General features: G+C 74.7%; 21 protein-coding genes and 1 pseudogene. 14 read left to right on the top strand and 8 right to left on the bottom strand.

Annotated features, from left to right (window positions below; translation table 11 throughout):
- Window positions 1–3 precede the first annotated feature (3 nt).
- Window positions 4–2469: an ABC transporter ATP-binding protein/permease gene (locus ABT106_RS17880; RefSeq protein WP_351278105.1), complete on the bottom strand. Its 2466-nt coding sequence runs from the start codon at window positions 2467–2469 to the stop codon at window positions 4–6.
- Window positions 2470–2648: 179 nt separating this feature from the next.
- On the opposite strand from ABT106_RS17880, the gene ABT106_RS17875 reads away from it, so the two are divergent.
- From ABT106_RS17875 to ABT106_RS17855, 5 genes are all read left to right on the top strand, one after another.
- Complete coding sequence (locus ABT106_RS17875; protein WP_351278102.1) at window positions 2649–3671, top strand: cation diffusion facilitator family transporter; 1023 nt, start codon at window positions 2649–2651, stop codon at window positions 3669–3671.
- A gap of 75 nt (window positions 3672–3746) precedes the next feature.
- Entirely contained in the window at window positions 3747–4226 is a 480-nt protein-coding gene (locus tag ABT106_RS17870; protein WP_351278099.1) for an NUDIX hydrolase, read from the top strand.
- Between the two features lie 48 nt (window positions 4227–4274).
- Window positions 4275–5531, top strand: coding sequence for a Tm-1-like ATP-binding domain-containing protein (locus ABT106_RS17865; protein WP_351278096.1), 1257 nt, complete (start codon window positions 4275–4277; stop codon window positions 5529–5531).
- A gap of 117 nt (window positions 5532–5648) precedes the next feature.
- Entirely contained in the window at window positions 5649–7292 is a 1644-nt protein-coding gene (locus ABT106_RS17860) for a serine/threonine-protein kinase (protein ID WP_351278093.1), read from the top strand.
- On the top strand, window positions 7289–7891 hold the full coding sequence (locus ABT106_RS17855; RefSeq protein WP_351278090.1) for a hypothetical protein: 603 nt from the start codon (window positions 7289–7291) through the stop codon (window positions 7889–7891). The genes ABT106_RS17860 and ABT106_RS17855 overlap by 4 nt, the downstream gene beginning before the upstream one ends.
- Before the next feature lie 350 nt (window positions 7892–8241).
- Here ABT106_RS17855 and ABT106_RS17850 read toward each other — a convergent pair whose 3' ends face one another.
- Window positions 8242–9531, bottom strand: a complete 1290-nt coding sequence (locus tag ABT106_RS17850) for an ATP-binding protein (protein WP_351278087.1) — start codon at window positions 9529–9531, stop codon at window positions 8242–8244.
- Window positions 9532–9842: 311 nt separating this feature from the next.
- Between ABT106_RS17850 and ABT106_RS17845 the strand changes: the two genes are divergently transcribed.
- Entirely contained in the window at window positions 9843–10619 is a 777-nt protein-coding gene (locus tag ABT106_RS17845) for a trypsin-like serine peptidase (protein WP_351278085.1), read from the top strand.
- Between the two features lie 55 nt (window positions 10620–10674).
- Here the strand turns inward: ABT106_RS17845 and ABT106_RS17840 are convergent, their stop codons facing one another.
- The 3 genes from ABT106_RS17840 to ABT106_RS17830 all read right to left on the bottom strand — a co-directional run bounded on the left by ABT106_RS17840 (window position 10675) and on the right by ABT106_RS17830 (window position 13528).
- Window positions 10675–11178: an NUDIX hydrolase gene (locus ABT106_RS17840; RefSeq protein WP_351278083.1), complete on the bottom strand. Its 504-nt coding sequence runs from the start codon at window positions 11176–11178 to the stop codon at window positions 10675–10677.
- Window positions 11179–11215: 37 nt separating this feature from the next.
- Window positions 11216–12838: an apolipoprotein N-acyltransferase gene (gene lnt / locus ABT106_RS17835; protein ID WP_351278080.1), complete on the bottom strand. Its 1623-nt coding sequence runs from the start codon at window positions 12836–12838 to the stop codon at window positions 11216–11218.
- 174 nt (window positions 12839–13012) lie between these two features.
- Window positions 13013–13528: a hypothetical protein gene (locus ABT106_RS17830; protein ID WP_351278078.1), complete on the bottom strand. Its 516-nt coding sequence runs from the start codon at window positions 13526–13528 to the stop codon at window positions 13013–13015.
- A 50-nt stretch (window positions 13529–13578) separates the two neighbouring features.
- On the opposite strand from ABT106_RS17830, the pseudogene ABT106_RS17825 reads away from it, so the two are divergent.
- A pseudogene (locus ABT106_RS17825) lies at window positions 13579–13926 on the top strand (ADP-ribosylglycohydrolase family protein); the annotation flags it as partial.
- Window positions 13927–13937: 11 nt separating this feature from the next.
- Here ABT106_RS17825 and ABT106_RS17820 read toward each other — a convergent pair.
- Both ABT106_RS17820 and ABT106_RS17815 read right to left on the bottom strand, forming a co-directional pair.
- Window positions 13938–14780, bottom strand: a complete 843-nt coding sequence (locus ABT106_RS17820) for a hypothetical protein (protein WP_351278075.1) — start codon at window positions 14778–14780, stop codon at window positions 13938–13940.
- A gap of 83 nt (window positions 14781–14863) precedes the next feature.
- Entirely contained in the window at window positions 14864–15670 is an 807-nt protein-coding gene (locus ABT106_RS17815) for a glutamate racemase (protein WP_351278073.1), read from the bottom strand.
- A gap of 211 nt (window positions 15671–15881) precedes the next feature.
- On the opposite strand from ABT106_RS17815, the gene ABT106_RS17810 reads away from it, so the two are divergent.
- The 6 genes from ABT106_RS17810 to ABT106_RS17785 all read left to right on the top strand — a co-directional run bounded on the left by ABT106_RS17810 (window position 15882) and on the right by ABT106_RS17785 (window position 23006).
- Entirely contained in the window at window positions 15882–17054 is a 1173-nt protein-coding gene (locus tag ABT106_RS17810; RefSeq protein ID WP_351278070.1) for a glycosyltransferase, read from the top strand.
- 246 nt (window positions 17055–17300) lie between these two features.
- Entirely contained in the window at window positions 17301–17843 is a 543-nt protein-coding gene (locus tag ABT106_RS17805; RefSeq protein WP_351278068.1) for a DUF6643 family protein, read from the top strand.
- Window positions 17844–17897: 54 nt separating this feature from the next.
- Window positions 17898–18722: an MOSC domain-containing protein gene (locus ABT106_RS17800; RefSeq protein WP_351278066.1), complete on the top strand. Its 825-nt coding sequence runs from the start codon at window positions 17898–17900 to the stop codon at window positions 18720–18722.
- 245 nt (window positions 18723–18967) lie between these two features.
- Entirely contained in the window at window positions 18968–19579 is a 612-nt protein-coding gene (locus tag ABT106_RS17795; protein ID WP_351278063.1) for an Rv1733c family protein, read from the top strand.
- 262 nt (window positions 19580–19841) lie between these two features.
- A complete protein-coding gene (locus tag ABT106_RS17790) occupies window positions 19842–22310 on the top strand; it encodes a right-handed parallel beta-helix repeat-containing protein (protein ID WP_351278061.1) in 2469 nt (822 codons plus the stop codon).
- Window positions 22311–22511: 201 nt separating this feature from the next.
- Entirely contained in the window at window positions 22512–23006 is a 495-nt protein-coding gene (locus ABT106_RS17785; protein ID WP_351278058.1) for an SRPBCC family protein, read from the top strand.
- Window positions 23007–23301: 295 nt separating this feature from the next.
- Here ABT106_RS17785 and ABT106_RS17780 read toward each other — a convergent pair whose 3' ends face one another.
- On the bottom strand, window positions 23302–24429 hold the full coding sequence (locus tag ABT106_RS17780) for a PLP-dependent cysteine synthase family protein (RefSeq protein WP_351278056.1): 1128 nt from the start codon (window positions 24427–24429) through the stop codon (window positions 23302–23304).
- A gap of 208 nt (window positions 24430–24637) precedes the next feature.
- On the opposite strand from ABT106_RS17780, the gene ABT106_RS17775 reads away from it, so the two are divergent.
- Window positions 24638–25264, top strand: a 627-nt coding sequence (locus tag ABT106_RS17775) for an ATP-binding protein (protein WP_351278053.1), incomplete at its 3' end; no start/stop codon positions are given.

Raw genomic sequence — 25264 nt, 5'->3', positions numbered from 1 at the left:
CGGCTACTTCCGCATGATCGCGGGCTCGTGGCGCCGCAGCAGCCGGACGACCAGCACCCCGAACAGCACGGACAGGGCGACGAGCATCCCCATGTTGAGCAGCCACACCCTGGCGCTGTGCGCGAACAGCGGGTCGTCGGTGAGGGGGCCGGGAACGATGGCGCCGAGGTCGATGGTGCCCGCCATGGCGCCGAGCGCCCACCGGGAGGGTACGAACCAGGCCAGCTGCTCGATGACGGGTACGCCGTCCAGCTGGAGCAGCGCGCCGCAGAAGACCACCTGCACGATGGCGAGGAGGACCAGCAGCGGCATGGTGACCTCCTCCTTCCTGACCAGCGCGGAGACCAGCAGGCCGAGCGTCATCGCGGTGAACGACAGCAGCGCGACGGCGAGGATGATCTCCACGAGGGGTGGCAGGAACACCCCCCGGCCGCCCGGGGCCCCCAGGTTCACCCCGAAGAGGCCGACGAGCGTGAGCACCACTGCCTGGGCCACGGTGATCGCGCCGAGCACCACCACCTTGGACATCAGGTAGGCGGAGCGCGACAGGCCGACGGCCCGCTCGCGCTGGTAGATGGTCCGTTCCTTGACCAGCTCGCGCACCGCGTTGGCGGCGCCCGTGAGCACGCCGCCGACGCACAGGATGAGCAGGGCGTTGATCGCGGTCTCCTGGGTGAGCGTGCCGCCCGCGAGGGCGCGGGCCATGGCTCCCATCACGAACGGGAGGGCGATCATGATGGCGAGGAAGGTCCTGTCGGCGCTGAGCGCGGCCGCGTACCGCCGGACCAGCGTGGACAGCTGGGAGCCCCAGCTCTGCGCCTTCGGCGGGGCCGGAACGAACCCGGCGGGTCCGGCCGGGCCGTCGGCGCCGTCCCGGCGGGGGGTCCGGGACGCGGCCGCGGCGTACGTGCGGTACGGGACCGAGGCGGCGTACTCGCCCGCCCAGTCGCGGCCCCTGTCGTTCTCGAAGGCTTCGAATGCCTCGGGCCACTGGCTGTAGCCGAAGTAGCCGAGCGTCTCCCCGGGCGGCCCGAAGTAGGCGATGCGTCCGCCCGGGGCGAGGACGAGCAGGCGGTCGCAGACGTCCAGGCTGAGCACGCTGTGGGTGACCACGATGACGGTGCGGCCGTCGTCGGCGAGGCCGCGCAGCATGTGCATCACGGACCGGTCCATGCCCGGGTCGAGGCCGGAGGTGGGCTCGTCCAGGAAGAGCAGCGAGGGCTTCGTCAGCAGCTCCAGGGCGACGGAGACGCGTTTGCGCTGCCCGCCGGAAAGGCTGTGGATGGGCTGGTCGGCGCGCTCCCCCAGGCCGAGTTCGCCGATCACCTCGTCGACCCGGGACCGCCGTTCGGCCTTGGCGGTGTCCTGGGGGAAGCGCAGTTCGGCGGCGTAGGCGAGGGCGCGGCGGACGGTGAGCTGGGCGTGCAGGATGTCGTCCTGCGGGACGAGGCCGATGCGGCTGCGCAGTTCGGCGTAGTCGCGGTAGAGGTCGCGTCCGTCGTAGTAGACGGTGCCTCGGTCCGCGGGGCGCAGGCCGGTCAGGGCGCCGAGGAGGGTGGACTTGCCGGCGCCGCTGGGGCCGACGACGGCGAGCAGGCACTTCGCGCCGACCGGGAAGGAGATGTCGTCGAGGAGGGTCTTGCGGCCGTGGTCGACGGCGACGGTGAGGTTCTGGACGTCGAGGGAGACCTCGCCCGTGTCCACGTACTCCTGGAGCTGGTCGCCGACGAGGCAGAAGACGGAGTGGCCGATGCCGACGATGTCGCCCTCGGCGAGGCGGGCGGTCCCTTGGACGGGGGCGCCGTTGAGGTAGGTGCCATTGTGGCTGCCGAGGTCGGCGATCTCGTACGTGCCGTCGGCGCGGGCGCGCAGTTCGGCGTGCCGGCGGGAGACGACGAGGTCGTCGACGACGAGGTCGTTGCCGGGGGCGCGGCCGATGCGCACGGCGGTGCGGGCGGGCAGCGGGCGGACGGCGGTGGGCTGCCGGAAGGTGCCGGTCAGGGCCGGGTACGACACCCGGGACGGCCGGGCCCCACCCGGTACGGGCGGCCCGGAGGCGGACGGCGGCGGGGGCGGCGGCCCGGCCGCGGCCCCCGCGACGGGCCGTACGGCCGCGGGAGGCGCGACGGGCGGCTCGGCCGCGGGGGGCTCCGGTCCGAGCAGCCGCGCGCGCGGGCCGTCGGCGGCGTGGCCGAAGCGCAGTTCGCTGCCGGGCCCGACGCTCCACGCGTGCACGCGGCGGCCGTCGGCCCAGGTCCCGTTGGTGCTGTCCTCGTCCTCCACCGTCCAGTGGTCGCCGTCCGGTCGCAGGACGGCGTGGTGCCAGGAGACGCGGGCGTCGTCGAGGCAGATCTCGCAGAGGGGGTCCCGGCCGACGTGGTAGATCCGCCCGGGGCTCATCGCGGTGGAGCCCCGTTCGGTCTCCAGGACGAGTTCGGGCGCGGTCGGCACTCCGGGGCGCTGGACCATGAGCAGATTTTCCCACGATCCGGCCGACCCGGCAGCGGCCGCACATCGTCGCAGGTCAGCGCCCTCTTATGGGGAATGACAACGGTCCCCGTTGCAGCCTTTGCCCATCGCGCCAGGGTGCGCTTCACTTCACGCGACGGAACCGGACACACGGGTGACGCGATGAGACGGGGGACCCCATGAGCGGGCACGACCACGATCACGGTGACGCGCACGGAGGGCACGGGCACGGACCAGGCGGACACGGCCACGGCGTGTCCGCGGACGCCGACCGGCGCTGGCTGGGAATCGCGCTCGGCCTGATCGGCGCGTTCATGGCCGTGGAGGTGTGCGTCGGCGTCATGGCCCACTCGCTGGCCCTGATCTCCGACGCCGCCCACATGCTGACCGACGCCGTCTCGATCGTCCTGGCCCTGATCGCGATGCGGCTCGCGGCCCGCCCGGCGCGCGGCGGCTTCACCTACGGCCTCAAGCGCGCGGAGATACTCTCCGCGCAGGCCAACGGCCTGACGCTGCTCCTGCTGGCGGTCTGGCTGGCGTACGAGGCGGTGCGGCGCCTGGTGGATCCGCCGCCGGTCGAGGGCGGGCTGGTCCTGGTGACCGCGTTGGCGGGCATCGTCGTCAACGTGATCGCGGCCTGGTGCATATCCAGGGCGAACCGGTCCTCGCTCGCCGTCGAGGGCGCCTACCAGCACATCCTGAACGACCTGTTCGCGTTCATCGGGACCGCGGTGGCCGGTCTGATCGTTCTGACCACCGGTTTCCGGCAGGCCGACTCCATCGCCACCCTCGTGGTGGTGGTGCTGATGGTCAAGGCGGGCTACGGGCTGGTCCGCGAGTCCGGCCGGATCCTCCTGGAGGCGGCGCCGGCCCACGTGGACCCGGACGCGGTCGGCGACCGGCTGGCGGGGCACCCGCCGGTGGCCGAGGTGCACGACCTGCACATCTGGACGATCACGTCGGGCCAGGCGGCGCTGTCGGCGCATGTGCTGGTGGAACCGGCGGGCGACTGCCACGCCGTGCGCCGCGACCTGGAACGGCTGCTGGACAAGGAGTACGGGATCACGCACACCACCCTCCAGGTGGACCACACCCAGGACACCCTGCTCACCGTCGGCCGGGCCGGCGAGGACCCGTCCGGCGACCCGCACTGCGCGGACGCGCACGGCCCGGTCCACCGTCAGGGTCCGCACGACCACTGACGGGCCGGCGCCCGGTCCGCGCGATTCCCGGCCGGGGAGCACTGGGACGGTCCGGTCCGGGGCATGGATGGACCCATGACGCACAAGCGCAGTGCCGGGCTGTTCCTCTTCCGCCGCACCGGTGGGGAGGACGGCCCCGGCGCCGAGGTCCTGCTCGGGCACATGGGCGGTCCGCTCTGGGCCGGGCGGGACGAGGGGGGCTGGGCCATCCCGAAGGGCGAGTACGGGCCGGACGAGACGCCGCGGGACGCGGCCCGCCGGGAGTTCACCGAGGAGATCGGGCTGCCGCCGCCGGAAGGCCCGTACCTGCCACTCGGCGAGGTGCGGCTGACCAGCGGGAAGCTGGTGACGATCTGGGCGGTGGAGGCGGACCTCGACCCCGCGCTGATGGTGCCCGGGACGTTCTCGATGCAGTGGCCCCCGCACTCCGGGGAGGTGCGGGAGTTCCCCGAACTGGACCGGGTGGCCTGGTTCACCCCTGAGGTGGCCGAAAGGAAGTTGATTCCCTCTCAGATTCCTTTTCTGGAGAGGCTGTTGGTGCTCCTGAAGGGTTGACCCGACCTTTACTTGCCAGCAAACCCCACCTGCGTGGACATTGCACATATGACGAGCGTCGTGCTGGTGGGAACCCTGGACACCAAGGGTGTGGAGTACGGCTGGCTGCGCGAGAGGCTGACGCGGGCCGGCGTCGAGGTGGTACTGGTCGACACGGGCATCATGGGCGAACCCCGGGTGCCCGCCGACGTGCCGCGTGAGGCGGTGGCCAGAGCCGCGGGAACGGAACTGTCGGAGCTTCGCACGGCCGCCGACCGGGGCGCGGCCGTGACCACGATGGCCCGGGGCGCCGAGGCGACCCTGCTGCGTCTGCACGCCGGGGGCCGGCTGCACGGGGTGCTCGCGATCGGCGGCAGCGGCGGCACCTCGATCGCCACCCGGGCGATGCGGGCCCTGCCGCTGGGCGTGCCCAAGGTGATGGTCTCCTCGATGGCGTCCGGGGACGTGGGCCCGTACGTCGGATCCTCGGACATCACGATGATGTACAGCGTGGTGGACATCGCGGGGATCAACAGCGTCTCCGCCCCGGTCCTCGCCAACGCGGTCGAGGCGGTCGCCGGGATGGCCAGGGCACACGCCCGCGCCTCCCGGGACCCGGACCGCCCCGCCGCCCTGGGGGCGGGCACCCGGCCCCTGATCGCGACGAGCATGGCGGGGGTCACCACGGTCGGCGTGGACGCGGCCCGCGAACGCCTGACGGAGCTGGGCTACGAGGTGCTGGTCTTCCACGTCAGCGGCGCCGGCGGCCGCACCCTGGAGACCCGGGCCGGCCAGGGCGTCTTCGCCGGGGTACTCGACCTCACCCTCAGCGAGCTCGCCGACGACCTGTGCGGGGGCATCCTCACCGCCGGCCCGGACCGGCTCAGCGCGGCCGGCCGGGCCGGGGTTCCGCAGGTGGTGAGCCTGGGGGCGCTGGACATGGTCAAGTTCGGCCCGCTGGAGAGCCTGCCGGAACGGGCCCGCTACCGGCGCGTCCGCGTCCACAACCCGTCCATCACGGTGATCCGTACGACCGAGGACGAATGCGCCGAGCTCGGCCGCCGGGTCGCGGCCAGACTCCGCGCGGCGACCGGCCCCGCGGCCGTGTGCGTCCCGCTCCGCGGACTCTCCACCCTCGGCGCCCCCGGCGGGCCCTACCGTGACCCCCGCGCGGACGGGGCCCTGTTCTCGGCGCTGCGCGACGGATTGCGGGGCAGCGCCGTCCGGCTGTACGACTACGACACCCACATCAACGACCCGGCTTTCGGCCGGGCCGCGGCCGACCGGCTGCACACGATGATCGGCGCGGTGCGGTCCGCCGCCTGAGACTCCCCGCACGGACGGGAACCGGCCGTGGCGCAATGCGTGTCCCAGGGGGTGGCCGGCCGGCGACCGGACGGCCCGGGGACAGGACGCCGTCACGGCGTGGAGGGGACGGGAACGATGAAGAGCACGTGGACGGTCCCCGGTTACACCGAGGTCCGGGAACTCGGCTCGGGGGGCAGCGGACGGGTGGTGCTCGCCGTCCACGACGGCACGGGCACCGCCGTCGCGGTGAAGTACCTCAGCGACCGGCTGCGCGAGGACCCCGCCTTCGTCGGGGAGTTCCGGGCCGAGGCGCGGCTCCTCGGCGGGCTGCGGACCCCGTACGTGGTGGGGCTGTACGAGTACGTGGAGGCGCCCGGCGGCGCGGCCATCGTGATGGAGCTGGTCGACGGCATCTCCCTGCGCGCGCTGCTGAAGCGGTCCGGGCGGGCCGACGCCGAGGCCGCGCTGGTGGTGCTGAAGGGCTCCCTCCTCGGTCTGGCGGAGGCGCACCGGGTGGGGGTCGTCCACCGGGACTACAAGCCGGAGAACGTGCTGGTCGCGGCGGACGGGTCGTCGAAGCTGGTGGACTTCGGGATCGCGGCGGACCGCGGCACCACGCCCGGCGTGGCCGGGACCCCCGCCTACATGGCCCCGGAGCAGTGGCAGGGCCGCCCGGCCTCGCCCGCCGCCGACGTGTACGCGGCGACGGCGACCTTCTTCGAGTGCCTGACCGGGCGCAAGCCCTACGACGGGGAGAACTTCGCGGAGCTGGCGGTCCAGCACATCGAGGCCCCGGTCCCGGAGACCGAGGCCCCCGAGCCCGTACGCCCGCTGATCCGGCGGGGCCTGGCCAAGCTGCCGGAGCAGCGGCCGGAGAACGCCGAGGCGTTCGTGGCGGAGCTGGAGGGCGTGGCCCTGGCCGCGTACGGGCCGCGGTGGGAGGAGCGCGGGCAGCGCAAGCTGGCGGCGCTGGCCGCGCTGCTGCCGCTGCTGTTCCCCTCGGCCACCGCCGCCGCCCAGGGGACCACGGCGGTGGCCTCGACCACGCTGCGCGGGGCCTCCGGCCGGGCCCCCGGCCGCGGCGGTCTGCTCGCGGCGGGCCTGGCGCTGGTCCTGGGCACGGTGCTGCTGTTCACGACGGACGCGATCGGCGGCACCCCCGGCGGGGCCTCGGCGCTGAGCGCGTTCGCCACGACCAGCGCCGCCCCGCCGGGACCGGGCTCGCCGACCGGGACCGCGGGCCCGTCCCCGAGCCCCTCGGCGTCGGCGAGCCCCTCGGCGTCGGCCTCGGTGAGCCCCTCGCCGTCCCCGTCGCCGTCCTCCTCCCCGTCGCCGTCCGCGTCCCCTTCACCCGGCGCCACCACCACGGCGCCGCCGACCCCGACGACGGGCGTGACGGCCGCGCCCACGCCCACCCCGACGCCGACACCCACGCCCACACCCACACCGACGCTGAAGGTCACCAAGCTCGACGTGTCGCTGCGGCCCGGCTACTACACCGGGCAGGCGACCGTCTCGCTCGCCACCCAGGGCACCGGATCCGTCACCGTCGTCCTGCAGTGGTACCTCGGCGACGCGGCGGGCGCGTTGTCCGTGCCCGACGGCACGGACACGGTCGTGGTCCCGTCCGGTTCCGTGGCCCCTGTGATGCTGTCCCACACCTTCACCCGCGGACGCGGCTGCTACGGCGGGGTCCGCGTCACGACCAAGCCCGCCGCCGCGAACGGCTCCGCGTCGGACTCCCAGTACCTGCCGCGCTGTCAGGGGCCCGCCCGATGAGCGATCCCCGCGCCCCCGAGGACGACGGGTACAGCGCCACGGTGCTCGGCAGCCACTGGTTCTCCGGCCCGCCCGAGCCGGCCGGGGTCGCCCCCGACCGGGTCGAGGGCTCCGTGCTCCGGTTCGGCCCCGGAGTGACCGCGGCCCTGCCCGCGCCGTTCCCCGTCACCGCGCGAGCGGCCGCCGCGCCCCGCGGGCGGCGGGCCGCCGGGCTGCGCCGGTACGCGCTGGCGGGGCTGGTGCTGCTCGTCGTGCTCGCGTACCTCGGCTGGCAGCGGTACGGTCCCGCCCTCGAGGTCCGCGACGTGGCCGTGACCACCGCCGCCGGCGGCCCGTCGTGCGACACGACGGCCGATGTGGTGGCCCTCGTACGGACCAACGGGCGCGCGGGCACGCTGACCTACCGCTGGATCCGCAGCGACGGCACGCGCTCCGAGCGGCTGACCGAGCGGGTGCCGCGCGGGCAGCGGGAGGCGCGGCTGCACCTGCTGTGGACGTTCCGGGGGGCGGGCAGCTACCCCGCGAAGGCGGAGCTGGAGCTGCTGTCGCCCGGGCCGCGCACGGCCTCGGTGGAGTTCACGTACCGCTGCCGGCCGTAGCCGTGCGGGAGGCGGGTGCGCCCGGCCCGCGTCGGGTTCCCAGCGGAACAGCCGCAGACCGGCCGTTCGGCCCCGTGCCGGGGCCCGTCGGCCGTCCTTCCGGCCTAGACGGCCGGGGCCGTCCGGCCGAAGCGCGGCCCCCCGCCCGCTGGTTGACTCGAAGGTGTTGACGAGGGCGCGCAGGGCGCCCTTCGGCACCGTCGCGTGTCACGCTCCAGCCGGCGACACACCCCAACCGGAGCGTGGCCGTCCCGCACGGATGCCAAGTCCGCGCGGGAGGCCCGCAGCCGCTTTGGGGAGTGGCTGCGGGCCGCTTGCCATGGCCTGGGCGCGGGCACCGGGGCGCGGTGTCAGGACCGGGCGTGCGCCGTGATGTCCGCCTCGAACTCCCCCGTCATCGCCGGGGTCACCGTGGGCCGGCACTGCCGGACCGCCTCCAGGTAGTCCCGGGTGGTCGCACCGAGCTGCGCGGCGGCCGCGCCGCGCGCGCCCACCGCCTCCAGGTCCCGTTCGAAGGACACCTGCGCCGCGATCCGCGCCGCGTGCTCGATGTCGGCCGGGGTGAACAGCTCGGTGGCCGCCACCAGGGCCGCCACGTCGACGTCGGCGCGTCCCGCCGTGTAGCGGGACCAGATCGCGGCGCGGGCCCCGGCGTCGGGGGTGCCGATCGGGATCAGGTAGTCGAAGCGCCCGGGCCGCAGGAAGGCCGGGTCCAGGGAGCGGATGGAGTTGGTGGCGCAGACCAGCAGCCGCTCGTCGCCCTCGCGGAAGCGCGGTATCAGCTTCAGCAGCTCGTTCGTCACCCCGTGGATGCCGCCGGGCTGCGCGGGCTCGGTGCGCCGGGGCGCGATCTCCTCGACCTCGTCGATGAAGACGAGCACCCGCTCCAGTTCGGCGATCCGCGCGAAGGCGTCGCGCAGCGCCGCCGCCAGGTTGCCCTCGTCGGCGAGGCGGGACGGCAGCAGTTCGACGAACGGCCAGCCCAGCCGGGAGGCGATGGCCCGGGCGAAGGTGGTCTTGCCGGTGCCGGGCGGCCCGAAGAGGGCGATGGCGCGCGGGGCCCGCACCCCGTGCGCGGCGGCCCGTTCCGGCTCGGCCAGCGGCAGGACCACGCGCCGCTCGATGAGGTCCTTCTCCTTCTCCATCCCGGCGACCCCGGTCCACAGGTCGTTGGGGAGGAAGCGGCCGCCGAGGTCGTCGAGGAGACCGGCCGCGGGTCCGTGCAGCGGCTCGGTCTTCTCGAAGTAGGCGACGGCGGGCTGCCGGGTATAGCCGGCGTTGAGCAGTCCCTCGCCGAGCAGGTCCTCCTCGGGCAGGACGTACGCGATCCTGCCGACGCGGGCGGCGATGAGCCGCCGCTCCAGCTCGACGAGCAGGGCGCTGGCCAGGCCCCGGCCGCGCCAGCCCGCGGCGATCGCGATGCGCATCACCCAGGCCCGCTCACCGGTGACGCCGGCGAGGGCCGCGCCGATCGGTACGCCCTGGTGGACGGCGACCACGCAGGGCTGCCGGTCGGTGAGGGCGCTGATGCACTCGGCGAGCGAGAACACGGACTCCTGGCCGAGTTCGGCCGTGGTGTCGATCAGGTGGACCACTGCGGCGAGATCGCTCTCGCGGTAGTCGTGGATGAGCCAGTTCACCGGGTACCGCCCCTCGTTCGTGCTCCTGCGGTGAGGCTAGGGGCGGGTGGGCCCGCCGATCACGCTCCGCGGTGCACAACAGCCGGTCCGCAAACCGTCCGTGTCGTCCATAGACTGGTGCGTTCCGCCGAAACGGAACCCGGGAACGCCCCGCGCGTTCATCGCTTCCGACGGCTCCGCCCGCCCGGCTGCCGCTCTGGCCTGCTATGGCCCGGTTTCACATCCGGCTCACGGGATTCACAGCAGATTCATACGGAACTACGGGCTCCGGACAAAGGTTCGCCGGGCAGGGTCGGAACATGATCCCGCGCATGCGTTCCCATCCCCGTGCCGCCGGACGAGCCCGGGCCCGTGCCCGGCAGGCGTCCCGGATCGCGCTCGTGCTGGCCGCGCTGACCGCGCTGCTCGGCGTGGCCCTGCCGGACGCGGCGCCCGACCGGCCGCTCGGCGTCACGGCGCGGGCCGTGCCCGACGCCACGGCGAACCGGGTGGGCGCCCTGTTCACGGACGGGCTCGACGGGGGCCACTTCTGCACCGCCTCGGTGGTACGCAGCGACGACGGCGACGTGATCGCGACCGCCGCGCACTGCCTGGGCGCCCCGGACACCACGTTCTTCGTGCCGGGCTACCGGGACGGCAGCGCACCGTACGGCCTGTGGCGGATCACCGGCGTCCACGTCGCCGCGGGCTGGACGGACGACCGGGACCCCGACGAGGACATCGCCTTCGCGACGGTGGCGCCGGTGGACACCGGCCGGGACGTGCGGGTGGAGGACCTGGTGGGCGGCTTCCCGGTGGCGGACGACCAGCCCGGGGAGGCCACGGTGGAGGTCGTCGGCTACCCGCGCGCGCTGGAGGCACCGCTGCGCTGCGCCAACACCACCGATCTGATCTCACCGACGCAGCGCCGGATCGGCTGCCCGGACCTCAGTGGCGGCACCAGCGGCAGCCCCTGGCTGGTCAACGGTGCGCTGGCCGGGGTACTGGGCGGGTACGAGGGCGGCGGCACGGTTCCGGAAGTCTCCTACAGCGCCGTACTGGGCGACCGGGCCGCGGCCCTGTACCGCGCGGCGGCGGCCACGGGCTGACGCGCCCGCCGGGGCCGCCCGCGGCCCCGGGCGCGGCCCGGCAGGCTCCGCCGGTTCAGGCGTCGGCGGACCGGCCGCCCGGCGCGGGGACGAACGGCTCGAACCAGGTGGGCTCGTCCAGCAGCGCCTGGTGGACGCGGTCGAGGGAGAACCGTTCCAGCGGCGGCAGCGCGTCCACCTCGAACCAGGCGACCTCCAGCGACTCGCTGTCGTTGGCGCGGGCGTCCCCGCCCGTCGCCCGGCAGCGGAAGGTGATGTCCTGGAACTGGCAGACGTCGCCGTTGGGGTAGGTGACGGGCGCGAGCATCTGTACGAGGACCACCCGCTCCGGCACGCACGTCACGGCCGTCTCCTCGAACACCTCGCGCACGGCGGTCTCGGCCGGCTGCTCCCCCGGCTCGCAGATCCCGCCGACCACCGACCAGCGCCCGTTGTCGCTGCGCCGGCCGAGCAGCACCCGGCCCCGGTCGTCGAAGACGATCGCCGTCACCCCTGGCAGCAGGAGCAGCTGGTGACCGGCGGTGGCGCGGATCGCGCGGATGAAATCGGGTGTGGTCATCCCCCGACCCTACGATCGCGGGCCGCCGTCCCCCGCGTCAGGCCGGGCGGCGGGCGCGGATCCGGCGTGCCGCGGTCCAGCCGAGGCCGGCCGCGGCGAGGACGAGCAGCACGTATTCCGGCAGCGGCCCCACGACGGTGGCCGGGGTGCGGGTGGAGCGCAGCGGGATCTCGGCGACGAGCGCGTCCGCGGTGAACATCTTCGTCTGCGCGACGACGCGGCCGTCGGGGCGGATCACCGCGCTGACGCCGCTGGTGACGGGGACGAGTACGGTCCGGCTGTGCTCGACGGCGCGGACCCGGTCCATGGCCAGCTGCTGGTAGGTCATCTGGCTCCGGCCGAACGTGGCGTTGTTGCTGGGTACGGTGATGACCTGGGCACCGGCCCGGACGGTGGAACGGACGGCGTCGTCGAAGGCGGCCTCGAAGCAGGTGACCATCCCGACCCCGCTGCCCGCCATGTCGAAGACGCCGGGGTCCTTGCCGGGGCCGAAGTCTCGGCGGACCCGGTCCACGTCGGAGCTGAAGAGCCGGACGAAGGAGCGCATCGGGATGCGCTCGCCGAAGGGCTGGATCTTGCGCTTGTCGTAGGTCTCGGTGGGTCCCTTGACCGGGTCCCACAGGATCATCGTGTTGCGCAGCGGGCCGGTCTCCGGGGCCACGACGGCTCCGATCGCGACGGGTACGCCGATGGCCTTGACCGCCTTGTCGATGACGGCGCGGGCGTCGGGCTCGGCGTAGGGGTCGAGGTCGGAGGAGTTCTCCGGCCAGAGGACGAGGTCGGGCTTGGGCACGCGGCCGGCCTTGACGTCCTCGGCGAGCTGGACGGTGCGCGCCGCGTGGTTGTCGAGGACCTGGCGGCGCTGGGAGTTGAAGTCGAGGCCGAGGCGCGGCACGTTGCCCTGGATGAGCGCGGCGGTGACGGTCCCGTCCTCGGCCGCGTCGGAGACGAGCGGCCGGGCGGCCAGGCTCGCGCCGACCGGAACGGCGACCGCGAGCGCGGCCAGCGCGGCCGTGGCCCGGCGGGGGTTGCCGCGGGCGACGCGCAGGACCTCGTACAGGCCGAATCCGCACAGGGCGACGGCGAAGGAGAGCAGCGGGGTGCCGCCGAGCGCGGCGAGCGGGGTGAAGACGCCGTCGGCCTGCCCGAAGGCGAGCTTGCCCCAGGGGAAGCCTCCGAAGGGGGCGCGGGCGCGCAGTGCCTCGCCGGCCACCCAGACGGCGGCGGCGAAGAACGGCCAGGCGGGGAGCCGGCTGACGAGGGCGATCCCGAGGCCGGTGAGGCCGATGAAGGCGGCTTCGAGGGCCGTGAGCGCCAGCCACGGGACGGGGCCGACCTCCTCGCCGGTCCAGCTGAGCAGCGGCAGCAGGTAGCCGAGCCCGGCGAGGAACCCGAGGGCGAAGCCGGCCCGCGCGCGGCGGCCGTGGAGGGAGCCGGCCAGCAGGGCGAGGGCGAAGGGGGCCAGCCACCACAGGGGCCGGGGCGGGAAGCTCAGGTAGAGCAGCACCCCGGCGAGGACGGCGAGGACGGCACGCGCCCAGAACTCCTTCCGGCTCCCCTTGCCGGGGACTGCGGCGGCTTCGGTTCCGGTAGCCGCTGCGGTCCGGCCGACGGGCCGCGCGGGCTCGCTTCCGGCCGCGCGGGTGACACTGGTGCTCATCTGGCGGAGTGTACGTCCCCGGGGGCCGGCCTCCGGTAAAGGCCCGCGTCCGGACGCCGGAGTGGAGCCGGTCGGGCGTGCGGGGGCGGATGTCCTCCGGGGCGGGAGCGGACGGACCGGGCCGGGGACGGCCGGGCCGGGCCCGATGGAGCCGACCGGGGCCGGGCGGGCGGGTCAGCGGGCGAGGGCCCGCAGGTGGGTACGGATGACCCGCACCGCGTTCTCGGCGTCGTCGACGGTGACCGTGAACAGCTTTCCGTCGCCGAGCCGCAGTTCCAGGCCCTCGCCGCGGCGGACGATGACCGCGGTGCCCTTCTCGGGGCGCCACCGGTAGCCCCAGCCGCCCCACTGCTGCGGGGTGATGCGGGGGAGGAACTCGGCGGAGGCCACCTCGGCGAGCAGGATCCTGCGCCGCGGCAGTCCGATGTGGCCGCAGCGCACTTCCAGGGACTCGGAGTCGACGGTGACGGCGACGTGGACGAAGGCGAGGGTGCCGTAGAGGATGAGCAGCCCGACGGCCAGGCAGCCGATCACGGACATGAGCAGCGGGACGATGCCCGCCGTCCAGGAGTTGTCCACGGCCAGTTCGATGCCGAGGGCCAGGCAGGCCGCGCCGGTCGCGGCGAGCAGCCACTGCACGCGGTTGGAGGCCCGGCCCGTCCAGAGCGGACCCGGAGGGTGACCCGTCATGTGTAGCAGCGTACTCACGTTCCGCACGCGCGCCACCGCCTCTCGCCGGTCGGTCCCTCTACGAGCGCGTGCTCGCCGCCGACTGGCACCCCGGGCAGGCGACCGAGTCCAAGGGGACGGTGTGGCCCTGTCCGGGCTCGGCGGTGTGGGCGCTGCGGACGACCACCGGCTTCGCGCAGGCGGTGCGCGCCGCCGTGGACCTCGGCGGCGACACCGACACGGCGGCCGCGGTGACGGGCACCCTGGCCGGCGCCCGGTACGGGGCGGCGGCGATCCCCCGGCACCGGACCGAGCCGCTGCACGTCCCCCCGCCGGGCTTAGGGGACCGCGTCCTGCGCGCGGAGGACCTGCGCGCGCCGGCCCGGCGGCCGGCGGCGGCCGGCACACGAGACGGGTAGGGCCAGGGCCCCTACGGCCGCTCGAATCCCTGGAGCACACCGCCGGCCGAGAAGCACAGGGCCCCGCACAGCGTGCCCCAGTTGGCGATGCCGGAACTGATCAGGCTCCCGGTGGCCGGCCGGGTGAACGCGGCCAGGGCCGACACCATGAAGAGCACCGATCCCAGCTGGTTGACGGCGACGACCCACCAGCCCAGGCTCCGGGAGCGGAGACAGGGCCTGGGCCGGTGGCAGAGCTCGACGAAGCCGAGGTGGCCCGACACCAGGAACAGGACGCACCCCACCACGTCCGGGGTCCAGACGAGCCGGTTGAGCTGCTGGGCGGTGAGCCCCTGGAGGAAGGAGTCCAGCAGGTTGACACCGAACACGAGGGTCCCGGCGAACAGGAGGAACGTGCTCAGCCAGTCCAGGCGCATCGGCTCGTACCCCCACCACCGCCAGCGTGCCGTCACCAGCCTGTCGCCGCCCGGGGAATGACGGGGCGCGTTCAGGACCTGCAAGAGCGAGGTATAGCCCCCCAGGTTGAAGAACAGGCCGCCGGCGAAGTAGACCGAGGCGCTCACGAGCGCTTCGCCCGACCCGAACTGGGCCACGGCGGCGCCGAGTGCGAAGAGTCCTCCTCCGAGGACGAACGCGGCCGAGGCGACGGCGTTCAGCCTCCGGAGGCGGCCGAGGGCCTCGGCGTCGGCGCTCGCGGACCGGGTGACCGTGTCCCCGGGGCCGCGGACCGCAAGCACCCCCCGCCTGCGCGCGGGCCGGGACTCCCACACCACCGTTCCCCCTTCGGGGCGGTTCCAGAGGCGTCGGGTGGTGAACGGTCCTGCGCCTTCGGCGTGCTGCTCGGGCTGTCCCACGCCCTGAGCCTAGCCACGGGCGCCGACCCCGGCGGGCAGTGAAACGCCGCTCCGCGGAGCGACGGCCTCCCGACGCGAGGACGTCAGCGGACGGCGGCGGCGCCGCGTGCTCCCCGGCCCGCGAGGAGCCGCCCCTCCGCGTACCCGAGGGCGGCGGCCGGCAGCGATCCGGGGCGCCCGCTGCGCAGCACGGTCAGGCCGCCGGTCGCGGGCAGCGCGGGCTCCGGACCGGCGCCGATGCGGCGCAGCGCCTGGACGGCCACCGGCTCGGCGGACCCGTGGAAGACGAGGCCGGCGCCCGCGGTACGGACGGCGAGGGCGGCCCGGATGTCGGTCTCGACCAGCTCGTAGTGCGTGCAGCCGAGCACCACGTCGGTGACGTCGGCGGGGGTGAGCGCGGCCGCCGCGGCGACGGCGGCGGTCACGGCGGCGCCGTCGGCCGCCTCCACGGCGTCGGCGAGGCCGGGACAGGGCACCTCGGTGACCCGGGCCCCGGCGGCGAACGCGCGGATCAGCTCGCGCTGGTACGGGCTGCCGGTGGTGGCGGGGGTGGCCCAGATCGCCACGCGCCCCCGGCCGGCGGCCGCGGCGGGCTTGATCGCGGGGACGGTCCCGATGACCGGGATCGCCGGTTCCAGCGCGGCCCGCAGGGCGGGGAGGGCGTGTACGGAGGCGGTGTTGCAGGCGACGATGAGCGCTGCGGGCCGGTGTGCGGCGGCGGCCCGCGCCACGTCGAGGGCCCGACCGGTGAGGTCCTCGGGGGTCCGCGGGCCCCAGGGCATCCCGTCGGGGTCGCAGGACAGCACGAGATCCGCGTCCGGCCGCAGCCGCCGTACCGCCGCGGCCGCCGCGAGAAGGCCGATTCCGGAGTCCATGAGCGCGATCTTCACTCCGTCACCTTAGTCGAATCCCCCGCGGGACCGCCCCGGCGCCCGCGACGGCGACGCCCCACCACGGGAGTCCCGGCCGGTCCGCCCCGGCCGCCGGGGCGGGTCCGGAGCCGGTGGCCGGGGCCGGCGGCCGGGCCCGGCCCGGGGACGCGCCGGCGGGGGTGTCGGCCGGGTGCGGGACAGCGTCGCCGGGGAGCGGCACACTGCCGGGATGGGCCTCCTCACCGCCGCCTGCGCGGCCTACGCCTCCCTCGCCGTCTGGGTCTGGCTCACCCTGGCCCAGGGCATGTTCTGGCGTACCGACGTCCGTCTCCCCCCGCGCACCGCGCCCGCCCGCTGGCCGTCCGTCGCGATCGTGGTCCCGGCCCGGGACGAGGCGCAGGTGCTGCCCCTCAGCCTGCCCTCGCTCCTGGCGCAGGACTATCCCGGTGAGGCCGAGGTCATCCTGGTCGACGACGGCAGTACGGACGGCACCGCCGACCTCGCCCGGCGCCTGGCCGGCGAGCAGCCCGGGCTGCGCCTCACGGTGGCCTCCCCCGGCGAACCGCCCCCCGGGTGGACGGGGAAGCTCTGGGCGCTGCGCCACGGCATGGCCATCGCCCGTACCGCTCCCGCCCCCGATTACCTGCTCCTCAGCGACGCGGACATCGCGCACGAGCCCGACAGCCTTCGCGAACTCGTCGCCGCCGCGACCTCCGCCGACCTCGACCTCGTCTCCCAGATGGCCCGGCTGCGGGTCGTGAGCCCGTGGGAACGGCTCGTCGTGCCGGCGTTCGTCTACTTCTTCGCCCAGTTGTACCCCTTCCGGTGGGTCAACCGCCCCGGTGCCCGGACCGCGGCCGCGGCCGGCGGCTGCGTGCTCCTGCGTACCGGGGCCGCCGTCCGGGCGGGGGTGCCCGACTCCATCCGGCAGGCCGTGATCGACGACGTCTCCCTCGCGCGCGCCGTCCAGAGCTCCGGCGGCCGCATCTGGCTGGGGCTGGCGGAGCGGGTGGACAGCGTGCGCCCGTACCCCGCGCTCGCGGACCTGTGGCGGATGGTCTCGCGCAGCGCGTACGCCCAACTGCGCCACCGGCCCCTCCTGCTGGCCGGGACGGTCGCCGGGCTGGTGCTCGTGTACCTCGTGCCGCCGGCCGCCCTGCTCGGGGGCCTCGCGGCCGGGCGCCCCGCCGTCGCCTGGGCCGGCGGGACGGCCTGGCTGCTGATGGCCGGCACGTACCTGCCGATGCTGCGCCACTACCGCCAGCCGGTCCTGCTCGCGCCGCTGCTTCCGTTCACGGCGCTGCTGTACCTGCTGATGACCGTCGATTCGGCCGTCCGGCACTACCAGGGCCGCGGGGCCGCCTGGAAGGGCCGAACCTATCCCCGCCCCAGTGACGCCTGAAACGGCGAACCGCCGCCCGGACCAACATCGTCCGAGGTCACCGCATTGTGACGCTGCGTCAGCGCGAAATGGGTGCAGCACACAACCAGCAGGTACGAGTTGGCGCAAGAAGGGACGGAAGTGGTGAATCGTGCACGTGAACGCCAAGTGAGAGCCGTGGCCCTGACCTGCGAATATGCAGGTCAGGGCGGTGTTCGTCACACCTCGCTATGGACCACGTGAAGTCGTGGGCTTAACTTAGGTCCCATGACCTCCCCCCGCTCCACTTATGGCGGCGGTTACTACTCCGCGCCCTCCTTCCCGGACACCCCCATCTACGACTCCCTCGTCGCCGAACGCGGCACTCCGCAGATCGCCCCGATCCGCGTCCCGGCGGCCTACGAGTCCCCCAGCGCCGGGTACCCGGGCGGCGGCTACTCCAGCGGCGGGTACGCGAACGGCGGGTACGCGAACGGCGGATACCTGCCGGCCCTCGCGTCGGCCCTGCCCGCGCTGCCGCCCGCGCCGCAGCAGAACGCCCCGGCATACGGCTACCCGTACCAACAGCAGTCCGCGCCGCAGCCGATGCCCCTCCAGCAGGCGCCCGCCCCGTACATCCCGCAGCAGCAGCCGATGGCGGCCCGCGGCGGGTACGTGCCCCAGCCTCAGCCGCAGCAGCCCCGCCCGGTCGCCGCGTCCAGCGGCTACGAGGCCATGCGCCCGGCCGCGCCGCGCCCGATGCAGGCTCCGGCGCCCGCGGCCACGTACGAGGACCCGTACGGCCGCCCGTACCAGGGACGGGGCTACTGAGGGGACGTCGAAACCCGCTGGGGCGCGGGAGGCCGGGGCTGGCAGGATGCCCCCATGGCGAACACGCGCGTCCAGTCGCTCCACGTCCACCCCGTCAAGTCGGTAGCGGGGACCGCTCCCGACGCGGTGGCCGTGGAGCCCTGGGGCCTGTCCGGGGACCGGCGCTGGGCGCTCGTCGACACCGGGGGCGCGGTCATCACGCAGCGCCAGCAGCCGCGGCTGGCCCTGGCCTCGGCCCGACCGCTGGACGGGGGCCGCATCGGGCTGTCCGCCCCGGGCCTGCCGGACCTGGTCGTGGAGGTGCCCGGGCCGGGGCCGCTGGAACCGGTGCTGGTGTTCGGAAAGAAAGTCGAGACCGTGGTCGCGGCGGGGGACGCCGCGGCCTGGTTCAGCGCGTACCTCGGCGTGCCGGTGCGCTTGGTGCACCTGGACGATCCGGCCGTGCGCCGGCCCGTGGACCCGGACTACGCGCTGCCGGGCGAGACCGTGAGCCTGGCCGACGCCTATCCGGTGCTGATCGCCACCGTCGCCTCGCTCGACGCGCTCAACTCGCTGATCGCGCGGGGGGACCATCCCGCGGAGGGGCCGCTGCCGATGAACCGGTTCCGCCCGAACGTGGTGGTGTCCGGGGCCGCGGCGTGGGCGGAGGACGGCTGGCGGCGCATCGCGATCGGCGACGCCGAGTTCCGCGGGGTCCGCGAGTGCGGGCGGTGCGTCGTCACGACCACCGACCAGGCGACGGCGGAGCGCGGCAAGGAACCGCTGAAGACGCTGGCGAGGTACCGCCGGATCGGCAGATCCCTGGCCTTCGGCCGGCACCTGGTCCCGGTGCGGCCGGGCACTGTGCGGGTCGGCGACGAGGTGCGCGTCCTGGAGTGATCCGGTGCGGCACGGACGCGGCACCCGCGAGGCACACCGCCGGACTGACACCTTCGGGGGGCTCTGGGCCCGGGCTGGAACCAACCCGCCACGCCGTGCCGTTGGATCAGTCAGGACAGTGGGCACCCGTGGGGACTCCGACACCGGATCGGGTGACACATGTCTCGCGCGTCCCGGAATGCGCGTCCCGGGGGCATGCGGGAGGCTTGGACGCGCAGGCAGGCGCAAGCAGGGGGAGCCGGACCGTGCGGACAGCGATGGGTGTGTGGCGTTGGCGGCGCAATCCGCTGCGCCGGCCGACCGACCTCGTGGAGGCGTGGGTGGCCTTCGGCGCGGCGATGTGTTTCCTGCTGGTGGCCCCGGCCGTCGGCTGGGCCGTCGGCGCGCGGGTGGACGGAGTCCTCCAGCGGGCCGCGACCGAGCAGCGGCAGGCGCGTCACCTCGTACCGGCGGTCGTGGTCAGGCCGGCCCCGGAACCGGCCGGGGACGCCCCGGACGACCCGTCGGCGCAGCGGACGGCCCCGCGGCGGACGCAGATCGTGGCCGCGTGGACGGGGCCCGACGGCAGCAGTCACGAGGGCACGGTGCCGGCCGCGGAGGAACCGCCGCACGAGGGCGACCGGTTCCGGATGTGGACCGACGGGCGCGGCCAAGCGGTGGGACAGCCGCTCGACCCCTCCGCCGCCGCGTTCCACGCGGGTACCGCGGGCCTGGCCGCCGCCGTCGGCGCGGCCGCGCTGGTGGAGACCGTCCGGCGGATGGTCGTACGCAGGCTCATGCATCGGCGGTACATACGTCTGGACCGGGCGTGGGCGGCGGCCTGGCCGGACTGGGGGCGGGCGGGCGCCGGAAGCTGACCTGGCACCTCACCGGCCCCCGCGCGCGCTACGGTGGAGCGGCCGGACCGGGCGCCCCGGCAGCTCACCCCCGGTGGACCGCTCCCGGCACGCCGGCCGGCTCCGGCGAGCGGGCCATCGGCGAGCGGGGAATGTTCGGCGGGTACGACAGGTTCGACGGTTTCAATGGCTGCGGTCTCCGTGACCGCGGTGGCTTTCGACGGTTTCGGCGGCTGCGGCCGCGTCGACGGCGCGAGTACGAGGGCGGGGGCACGACAGCACCATGGCTCAGGGCACGGTCCAGGTGACGCACGGCGGCGGGGCTTCGCGCTGGCGGCGCCGATCCGGTGAGTATCCGACGCTGACCGCCGCGCTGGCCGCCGCGGGTGACGGGGACGTGCTGTCCATCGCCCCCGGCACCTACCGGGAGAACCTGGTGGTGCTCCACGCGGTCATCCTGCGCGGCCCCGAAGGGGCACTGGGTTCGGTGCGGATCGCACCTCCCGACGGGGTCGCGCTGACGGTGCGCGCCTCCGCCGTCATCCAGGACCTGCACCTGGAGGGCCAGGACCGCGCGGCTCCGGCGCTGCTCGTCGAGGACGGCGCCCCCGAGCTGACCGACCTGCGCGTGAGCACCCGCTCGGCGGCCGGCATCGAGGTCCGCGGCAGCGGCGCCCGTCCCCTGGTGCGCCGCTGCACGGTGGAGAACCCGACCGGCGTGGGCATCGCCGTCCTGGACGGCGGCGGCGGGGTCTTCGAGGAGTGCGAGGTCGTGGCCGCCGGACAGAACGGCGTCTCGGTCCGCGGCGGCGGCCGCCCCCGGCTGGAGCGCTGCCGGATCCACCACGCCACCGGCGCGGGGATCGCGGTCACCGGCGAGGGCTCGGGCCTGGAGGCGCTGGGCTGCGAGGTGTACGAGATCAAGGGCACCGGCGTGCAGATCGCCGCCCGCGCCGCGGCCCGGCTCACGGACTGCTCGGTGCACCGCACCTCGACCGACGGGGTCACCCTCGACACGGACGCGGTGCTGACCCTCGCCGGCTGCGACATCCACGACATCCCGGAGAACGCGGTGGACCTGCGCTCCCGGTCGGTCCTCACCCTCAGCCGCACCACGGTGCGGAGGTTCGGCCGCAACGGCCTGTCGGTGTGGGACCCCGGGACGCGCGTCGACGCCGAGTCCTGCGAGATCCACGACAGCACGGGCGACTACCCGGCGGTGTGGATCAGTGACGGGGCCTCGGTGTCCCTGGACGCCTGCCGGGTGCACGACGTGCCGGACGCGCTGTTCGTGCTGGACCGGGGCTCGCGCGTGGACGTGGTCGACAGCGACCTGTCGCAGGTGCGCAACACGGCCGTCTCGGTGAGCGACGGCGCCACCGCGCAGCTCGACGACTGCCGGATCCGGGAAGCGGCGACCGGGGCCTGGTTCCGCGACCACGGCAGCGGCGGCACCCTCGCCAACTGCACCATCGACGCCGTGCAGACGGGCGTGATCGTGACCAAGGGGGCCGATCCGTCCCTGGAGCGGTGCACGGTCTCCTCCCCCGCCGAGGCGGGGTTCTACGTGTCGGCGGGCGGCCGCGGCACCTTCACGGCCTGCCGGGTGACGGGCAGCTCCGGTTTCGGCTTCCACGTCATCGACGGCTGCCGCACGACCCTGAAGGGCTGCCACACCGAGCGCTGCGCGCGCGGGGGCTACGAGTTCGCCGAGGACGGTCCGGCCGCCGAGGACTGCACGAGCGACGAGCCCGGCCCGCGCCTGGCGGCCCAGTCGGTCCCGGGCGGCGGCGCGGCCGGGGCGCGCACGGGGATCCGTACGGACGCGGCCGGCGGTGTCGCCCCGGCGCGGGCCCCGGCGGCGGAGGTGCCCGTACCGAGGCCGGGGGGGCCGGCGGACGGCGCGGAAGACCTGCCGTCCGCCCGGGGTTCCGGCGAGGTGCTGGGACAGCTCGACGGGCTGGTCGGCCTGGACAGCGTCAAGCGCGAGGTGCGGGCGCTCACGGACATGATCGAGGTGGGCCGGCGCCGGCAGCTGGCCGGCCTCAAGGCGGCCTCGGTACGCCGGCACCTGGTCTTCACCGGCTCCCCCGGCACCGGCAAGACCACCGTCGCCCGGCTGTACGGGGAGATCCTCGCCTCGCTGGGGGTGCTCGAACGCGGGCACCTCGTCGAGGTGTCCCGGGTGGACCTGGTCGGCGAGCACATCGGGTCCACCGCGATCCGTACGCAGGAGGCCTTCGACCGGGCGCGCGGCGGCGTGCTGTTCATCGACGAGGCGTACGCGCTGGCGCCGGAGGACTCGGGCCGCGACTTCGGGCGCGAGGCCATCGACACCCTGGTGAAGCTGATGGAGGACCACCGGGACGCGGTGGTGGTGATCGTCGCCGGGTACACGGCGGAGATGGACCGTTTCCTGACCGTGAACCCGGGGGTGGCCTCGCGGTTCTCCCGGACCATCACGTTCGGCGACTACGGGCCGCAGGAGTTGCTGCGGATCGTGGAGCAGCAGGCCGAGGAGCACGAGTACCGGCTCGGCGAGGACACGTCCGGGGCCCTGCTGACGTACTTCACGGAGCTTCCGAAGGGCGCCGCCTTCGGCAACGGCCGTACCGCGCGCCAGACCTTCGAGTCGATGGTCGAGCGGCACGCGGGCCGGGTGGCGCAGCTCGCGGAACCGAGTACGGACGACCTCACCCTGCTCTTCCCCGAAGACCTCCCGGCGCTGCCGGCCCTGCCCGCCTCGCTCTGAGCCGCCGGGCGGACGCGAGCGGACGCGGTAAGGCGGGGCGGGTTGTGGTGGGGCCGTGGTGGTACCGGGTGGGGCGGGGTGGGGCGTGCCCGCTGCGCCTTCGGCAGCGTGCTTCCGGGGGCGGACATCTGACGGGCCGCCAGCTAGGGTGTCGGGCACGCCGCCGTACGCACACGCGTTCCCGACCCTGGGGGTACCGACATGGCTCACCGACTCCGTCCGGTGGGGACGGACTTCACCGAGGACGCCCCGATCCGGCTGAGGTTCACGGCCGAGGCCGAGGCGGCTCCCGCCGCCGTGTACCGGGCGCTCGCGGAGGACGTCACGGGCTGGCCCGAATGGTTCCGTGCCGTCACGCTGGCCCGGCCCACGCACGGCGGCGCCGGGAGGGAGATCGGGCTGATGGGCGGGGTCCGGTTCCAGGAGACGGTCATGGCCGCCGATCCCGAACAGCGGTACGCCTACCGGGTCGACGAGACCAACGTCCCCGGGATGCGGGCCCTGCTGGAGGAGTGGCGGCTGTCCCCGGCGGGCTCCGGCACCCGGATCCGCTGGACCTTCGCCGCGGACGGCACGACCGCGTTCCGGCTCGGCCTCGCCGCCGCCCGGCCCGGGCTGGGGCGCTCGTTCCGTTCGGCCGTGCGCGCGCTGGACGGGCGCCTCGCCGACGCCCGCCGCGCGGCGGGCCCGCGGTAGCGGGAGCGGGGCCCCGGGGCGGGCGGCGGCCCGTACCCGCACCCCTGCCCACGCCCGCGTTCGTACCCGTACCCGCACCCGTACCCGTACCCGTCAGATCGCCGGTGTCCGGCGACCAGGTCCCCCTACCCGGTGGCCGTCCACACCCGGGTCCGGAACTCGTGCGGGCCGAGCGGTGGGCCGAGGGAGAAGTGCACCGAGCCGCAGCGCCAGCGCGCCCGCCCAGCGCAGCCAGCCGGCCATCCCCGGGCCAGGGGTACCTCACCGCCGTCCGCCGGGCCCCGTACGGCACCGGTCAGGCGGCGGGTTCGCGCCAGAGGCCCGTCGTGAGGAGGGTGTCGAGGGTCTTCGCGTACGGGGCGATGTCGAGGCCCTGTGCCGCCAGCCAGTCGTCGGAGTAGTACTTGTCGAGGTAGCGGTCCCCCGGGTCGCAGAGCAGGGTGAGCACGCTGCCCGTGCGGCCCTCCGCCACCATCTCCGAGATGATCTTCAGGGCGCTCCACAGGCCGGTGCCGGTCGAGCCGCCCGCCTTGCGCCCTATGGCCGTCTCCAGGGCGCGGCAGGCGGCGACGCTCGCCGCGTCCGGCACCTTCATCATCCGGTCGATGGCGCCCGGCACGAAGCTCGGCTCCATCCGCGGCCGTCCGATGCCCTCGATGCGCGAGCCGCAGTCGCTGCTCGCGTGGGGGTCGTGGCGGGTCCAGCCGTCGAAGAAACAGGAGTTCTCCGGGTCCGGGACGCAGATGCGGGTGTCGTGCTGCATGTAGTGCACGTAGCGGGCGATGGTCGCGGAGGTGCCGCCGGTGCCGGCGGTGGCGACGATCCACGCGGGCTCGGGGAAACGTTCCAGCCGAAGCTGCTGGAACATCGATTCGGCGATGTTGTTGTTCCCGCGCCAGTCGGTGGCCCGCTCCGCGTACGTGAACTGGTCCATGTAGTGCCCGCCGGTACGGGCGGCCAGCTCGGCGGACTCCTCGTACATCTTCATCGGGTCGTCCACGAAGTGGCACTCACCACCGTGGAATTCGATGAGCCGGCACTTCTCCGGGCTGGTGGTGCGTGGCATGACGGCGATGAAGGGAACACCGATCAGCTTGGCGAAGTACGCCTCGGAGACGGCGGTGGAGCCGGACGAGGCCTCGATGACCGGGCGGCCGGGGCGGACCCAGCCGTTGCAGAGGGCGTAGAGGAAGAGCGAGCGGGCGAGGCGGTGCTTGAGGGAGCCCGTCGGGTGCGTCGACTCGTCCTTGAGGTACAGGTCGATGCCCCATTCCTCGGGGAGCGGGAAGCGCAACAGATGGGTGTCGGCCGAGCGGTTGGCGTCCGCCTGGACCTTGCGGACGGCCTCCTTCAGCCAGGCCCGGTACTCCGCGTCGCTGCGGTCGACGTCGACGGTCGTGACGGTTCTGCCAGTGGTGCTCATGCGCCGTGCTCCTTCGTGCGTCCGCTCGGGCTACTTCACCCCCTGCTTTCGCAATGTACCCCCCTCACCTGCACAAACAGTCGCTTTGGGTTTCCATGCGGATCCCTTTCGGTCGCGTTCGGTTGCACTGTGGCGCACCGTGGGTGACCCTGGTGGAGCATTACCGAGGGTGCAGCACCCGTACCACTCATGTCGGGGAGTCGCAGCCGTGATCAGTCATTCCCGCAGGCACTGCGTCGTCGAACTGCAGGCCTTGCCGTGCCGGATCGGCCAGATCCGCAGAATCGTTTCTGCGCAGCTGCGCCACTGGCAGCTCGATCCGCTCATCGACCGGGCCGCGCTCGGCGTGACGGAACTGCTCAGCAACGTCCACCGCCACGCGCTGCCCGACAAGACCTGCACGGTCGAGATCGAGCTCCGTCTGGGGCGCCTCACGGTCTCGGTCATCGACAGCGATCCGCGCCTCCCGGTGCTCCGGGAGGTCCGGGCGGAGGCGCTGGAGACCTGCGGGCGCGGCCTCGCGCTCGTGGAGGCGGTCAGCGAGGCATGGGGGGCGCGGCACCGGTCCGACGGCTCCGGCAAGGTGGTGTGGTTCTCGCTACGGGCCGCCCCCGCGTCGGCGGCGCCGGCCCGGCCGGTGCGCGTCTGCGCCAAGCCGGTACGGGAACCCGCCCGGACGGCGATCGTCTCCGTGGAGCCCGGTGCCGTTCCGGCGCCGCTGCCGGTGGCGGCGTCGGCGTCGCTCTCGGCGCCGGCACCCGTGGCGGTGGCGGTGTCGGCGTCGGCACCCCTGCCGGCGCCGGCACCCGTGGCGGTGGCCGTCGGCATCCGGCCG

This window comes from Streptomyces sp. NPDC002044 (assembly GCF_040296725.1).
GTDB classification, from domain to species: Bacteria; Actinomycetota; Actinomycetes; order Streptomycetales; family Streptomycetaceae; genus Streptomyces; species Streptomyces antarcticus.
Note: the sequence above shows the minus strand (reverse complement) of the source record. Positions and strands in the feature narration are given on the sequence as shown.

Coding starts and splice junctions, on each gene's coding strand:
- ABT106_RS17880 (WP_351278105.1), bottom strand. CDS start 2,469: ATGGTCCAGCGCCCCGGAGTGCCGACCGCGCCCGAACTCGTCCTGGAG.
- ABT106_RS17875 (WP_351278102.1), top strand. CDS start 2,649: ATGAGCGGGCACGACCACGATCACGGTGACGCGCACGGAGGGCACGGG.
- ABT106_RS17870 (WP_351278099.1), top strand. CDS start 3,747: ATGACGCACAAGCGCAGTGCCGGGCTGTTCCTCTTCCGCCGCACCGGT.
- ABT106_RS17865 (WP_351278096.1), top strand. CDS start 4,275: ATGACGAGCGTCGTGCTGGTGGGAACCCTGGACACCAAGGGTGTGGAG.
- ABT106_RS17860 (WP_351278093.1), top strand. CDS start 5,649: ATGAAGAGCACGTGGACGGTCCCCGGTTACACCGAGGTCCGGGAACTC.
- ABT106_RS17855 (WP_351278090.1), top strand. CDS start 7,289: ATGAGCGATCCCCGCGCCCCCGAGGACGACGGGTACAGCGCCACGGTG.
- ABT106_RS17845 (WP_351278085.1), top strand. CDS start 9,843: ATGCGTTCCCATCCCCGTGCCGCCGGACGAGCCCGGGCCCGTGCCCGG.
- ABT106_RS17840 (WP_351278083.1), bottom strand. CDS start 11,178: ATGACCACACCCGATTTCATCCGCGCGATCCGCGCCACCGCCGGTCAC.
- lnt (WP_351278080.1), bottom strand. CDS start 12,838: ATGAGCACCAGTGTCACCCGCGCGGCCGGAAGCGAGCCCGCGCGGCCC.
- ABT106_RS17830 (WP_351278078.1), bottom strand. CDS start 13,528: ATGACGGGTCACCCTCCGGGTCCGCTCTGGACGGGCCGGGCCTCCAAC.
- ABT106_RS17810 (WP_351278070.1), top strand. CDS start 15,882: ATGGGCCTCCTCACCGCCGCCTGCGCGGCCTACGCCTCCCTCGCCGTC.
- ABT106_RS17805 (WP_351278068.1), top strand. CDS start 17,301: ATGACCTCCCCCCGCTCCACTTATGGCGGCGGTTACTACTCCGCGCCC.
- ABT106_RS17800 (WP_351278066.1), top strand. CDS start 17,898: ATGGCGAACACGCGCGTCCAGTCGCTCCACGTCCACCCCGTCAAGTCG.
- ABT106_RS17790 (WP_351278061.1), top strand. CDS start 19,842: ATGGCTCAGGGCACGGTCCAGGTGACGCACGGCGGCGGGGCTTCGCGC.
- ABT106_RS17785 (WP_351278058.1), top strand. CDS start 22,512: ATGGCTCACCGACTCCGTCCGGTGGGGACGGACTTCACCGAGGACGCC.
- ABT106_RS17780 (WP_351278056.1), bottom strand. CDS start 24,429: ATGAGCACCACTGGCAGAACCGTCACGACCGTCGACGTCGACCGCAGC.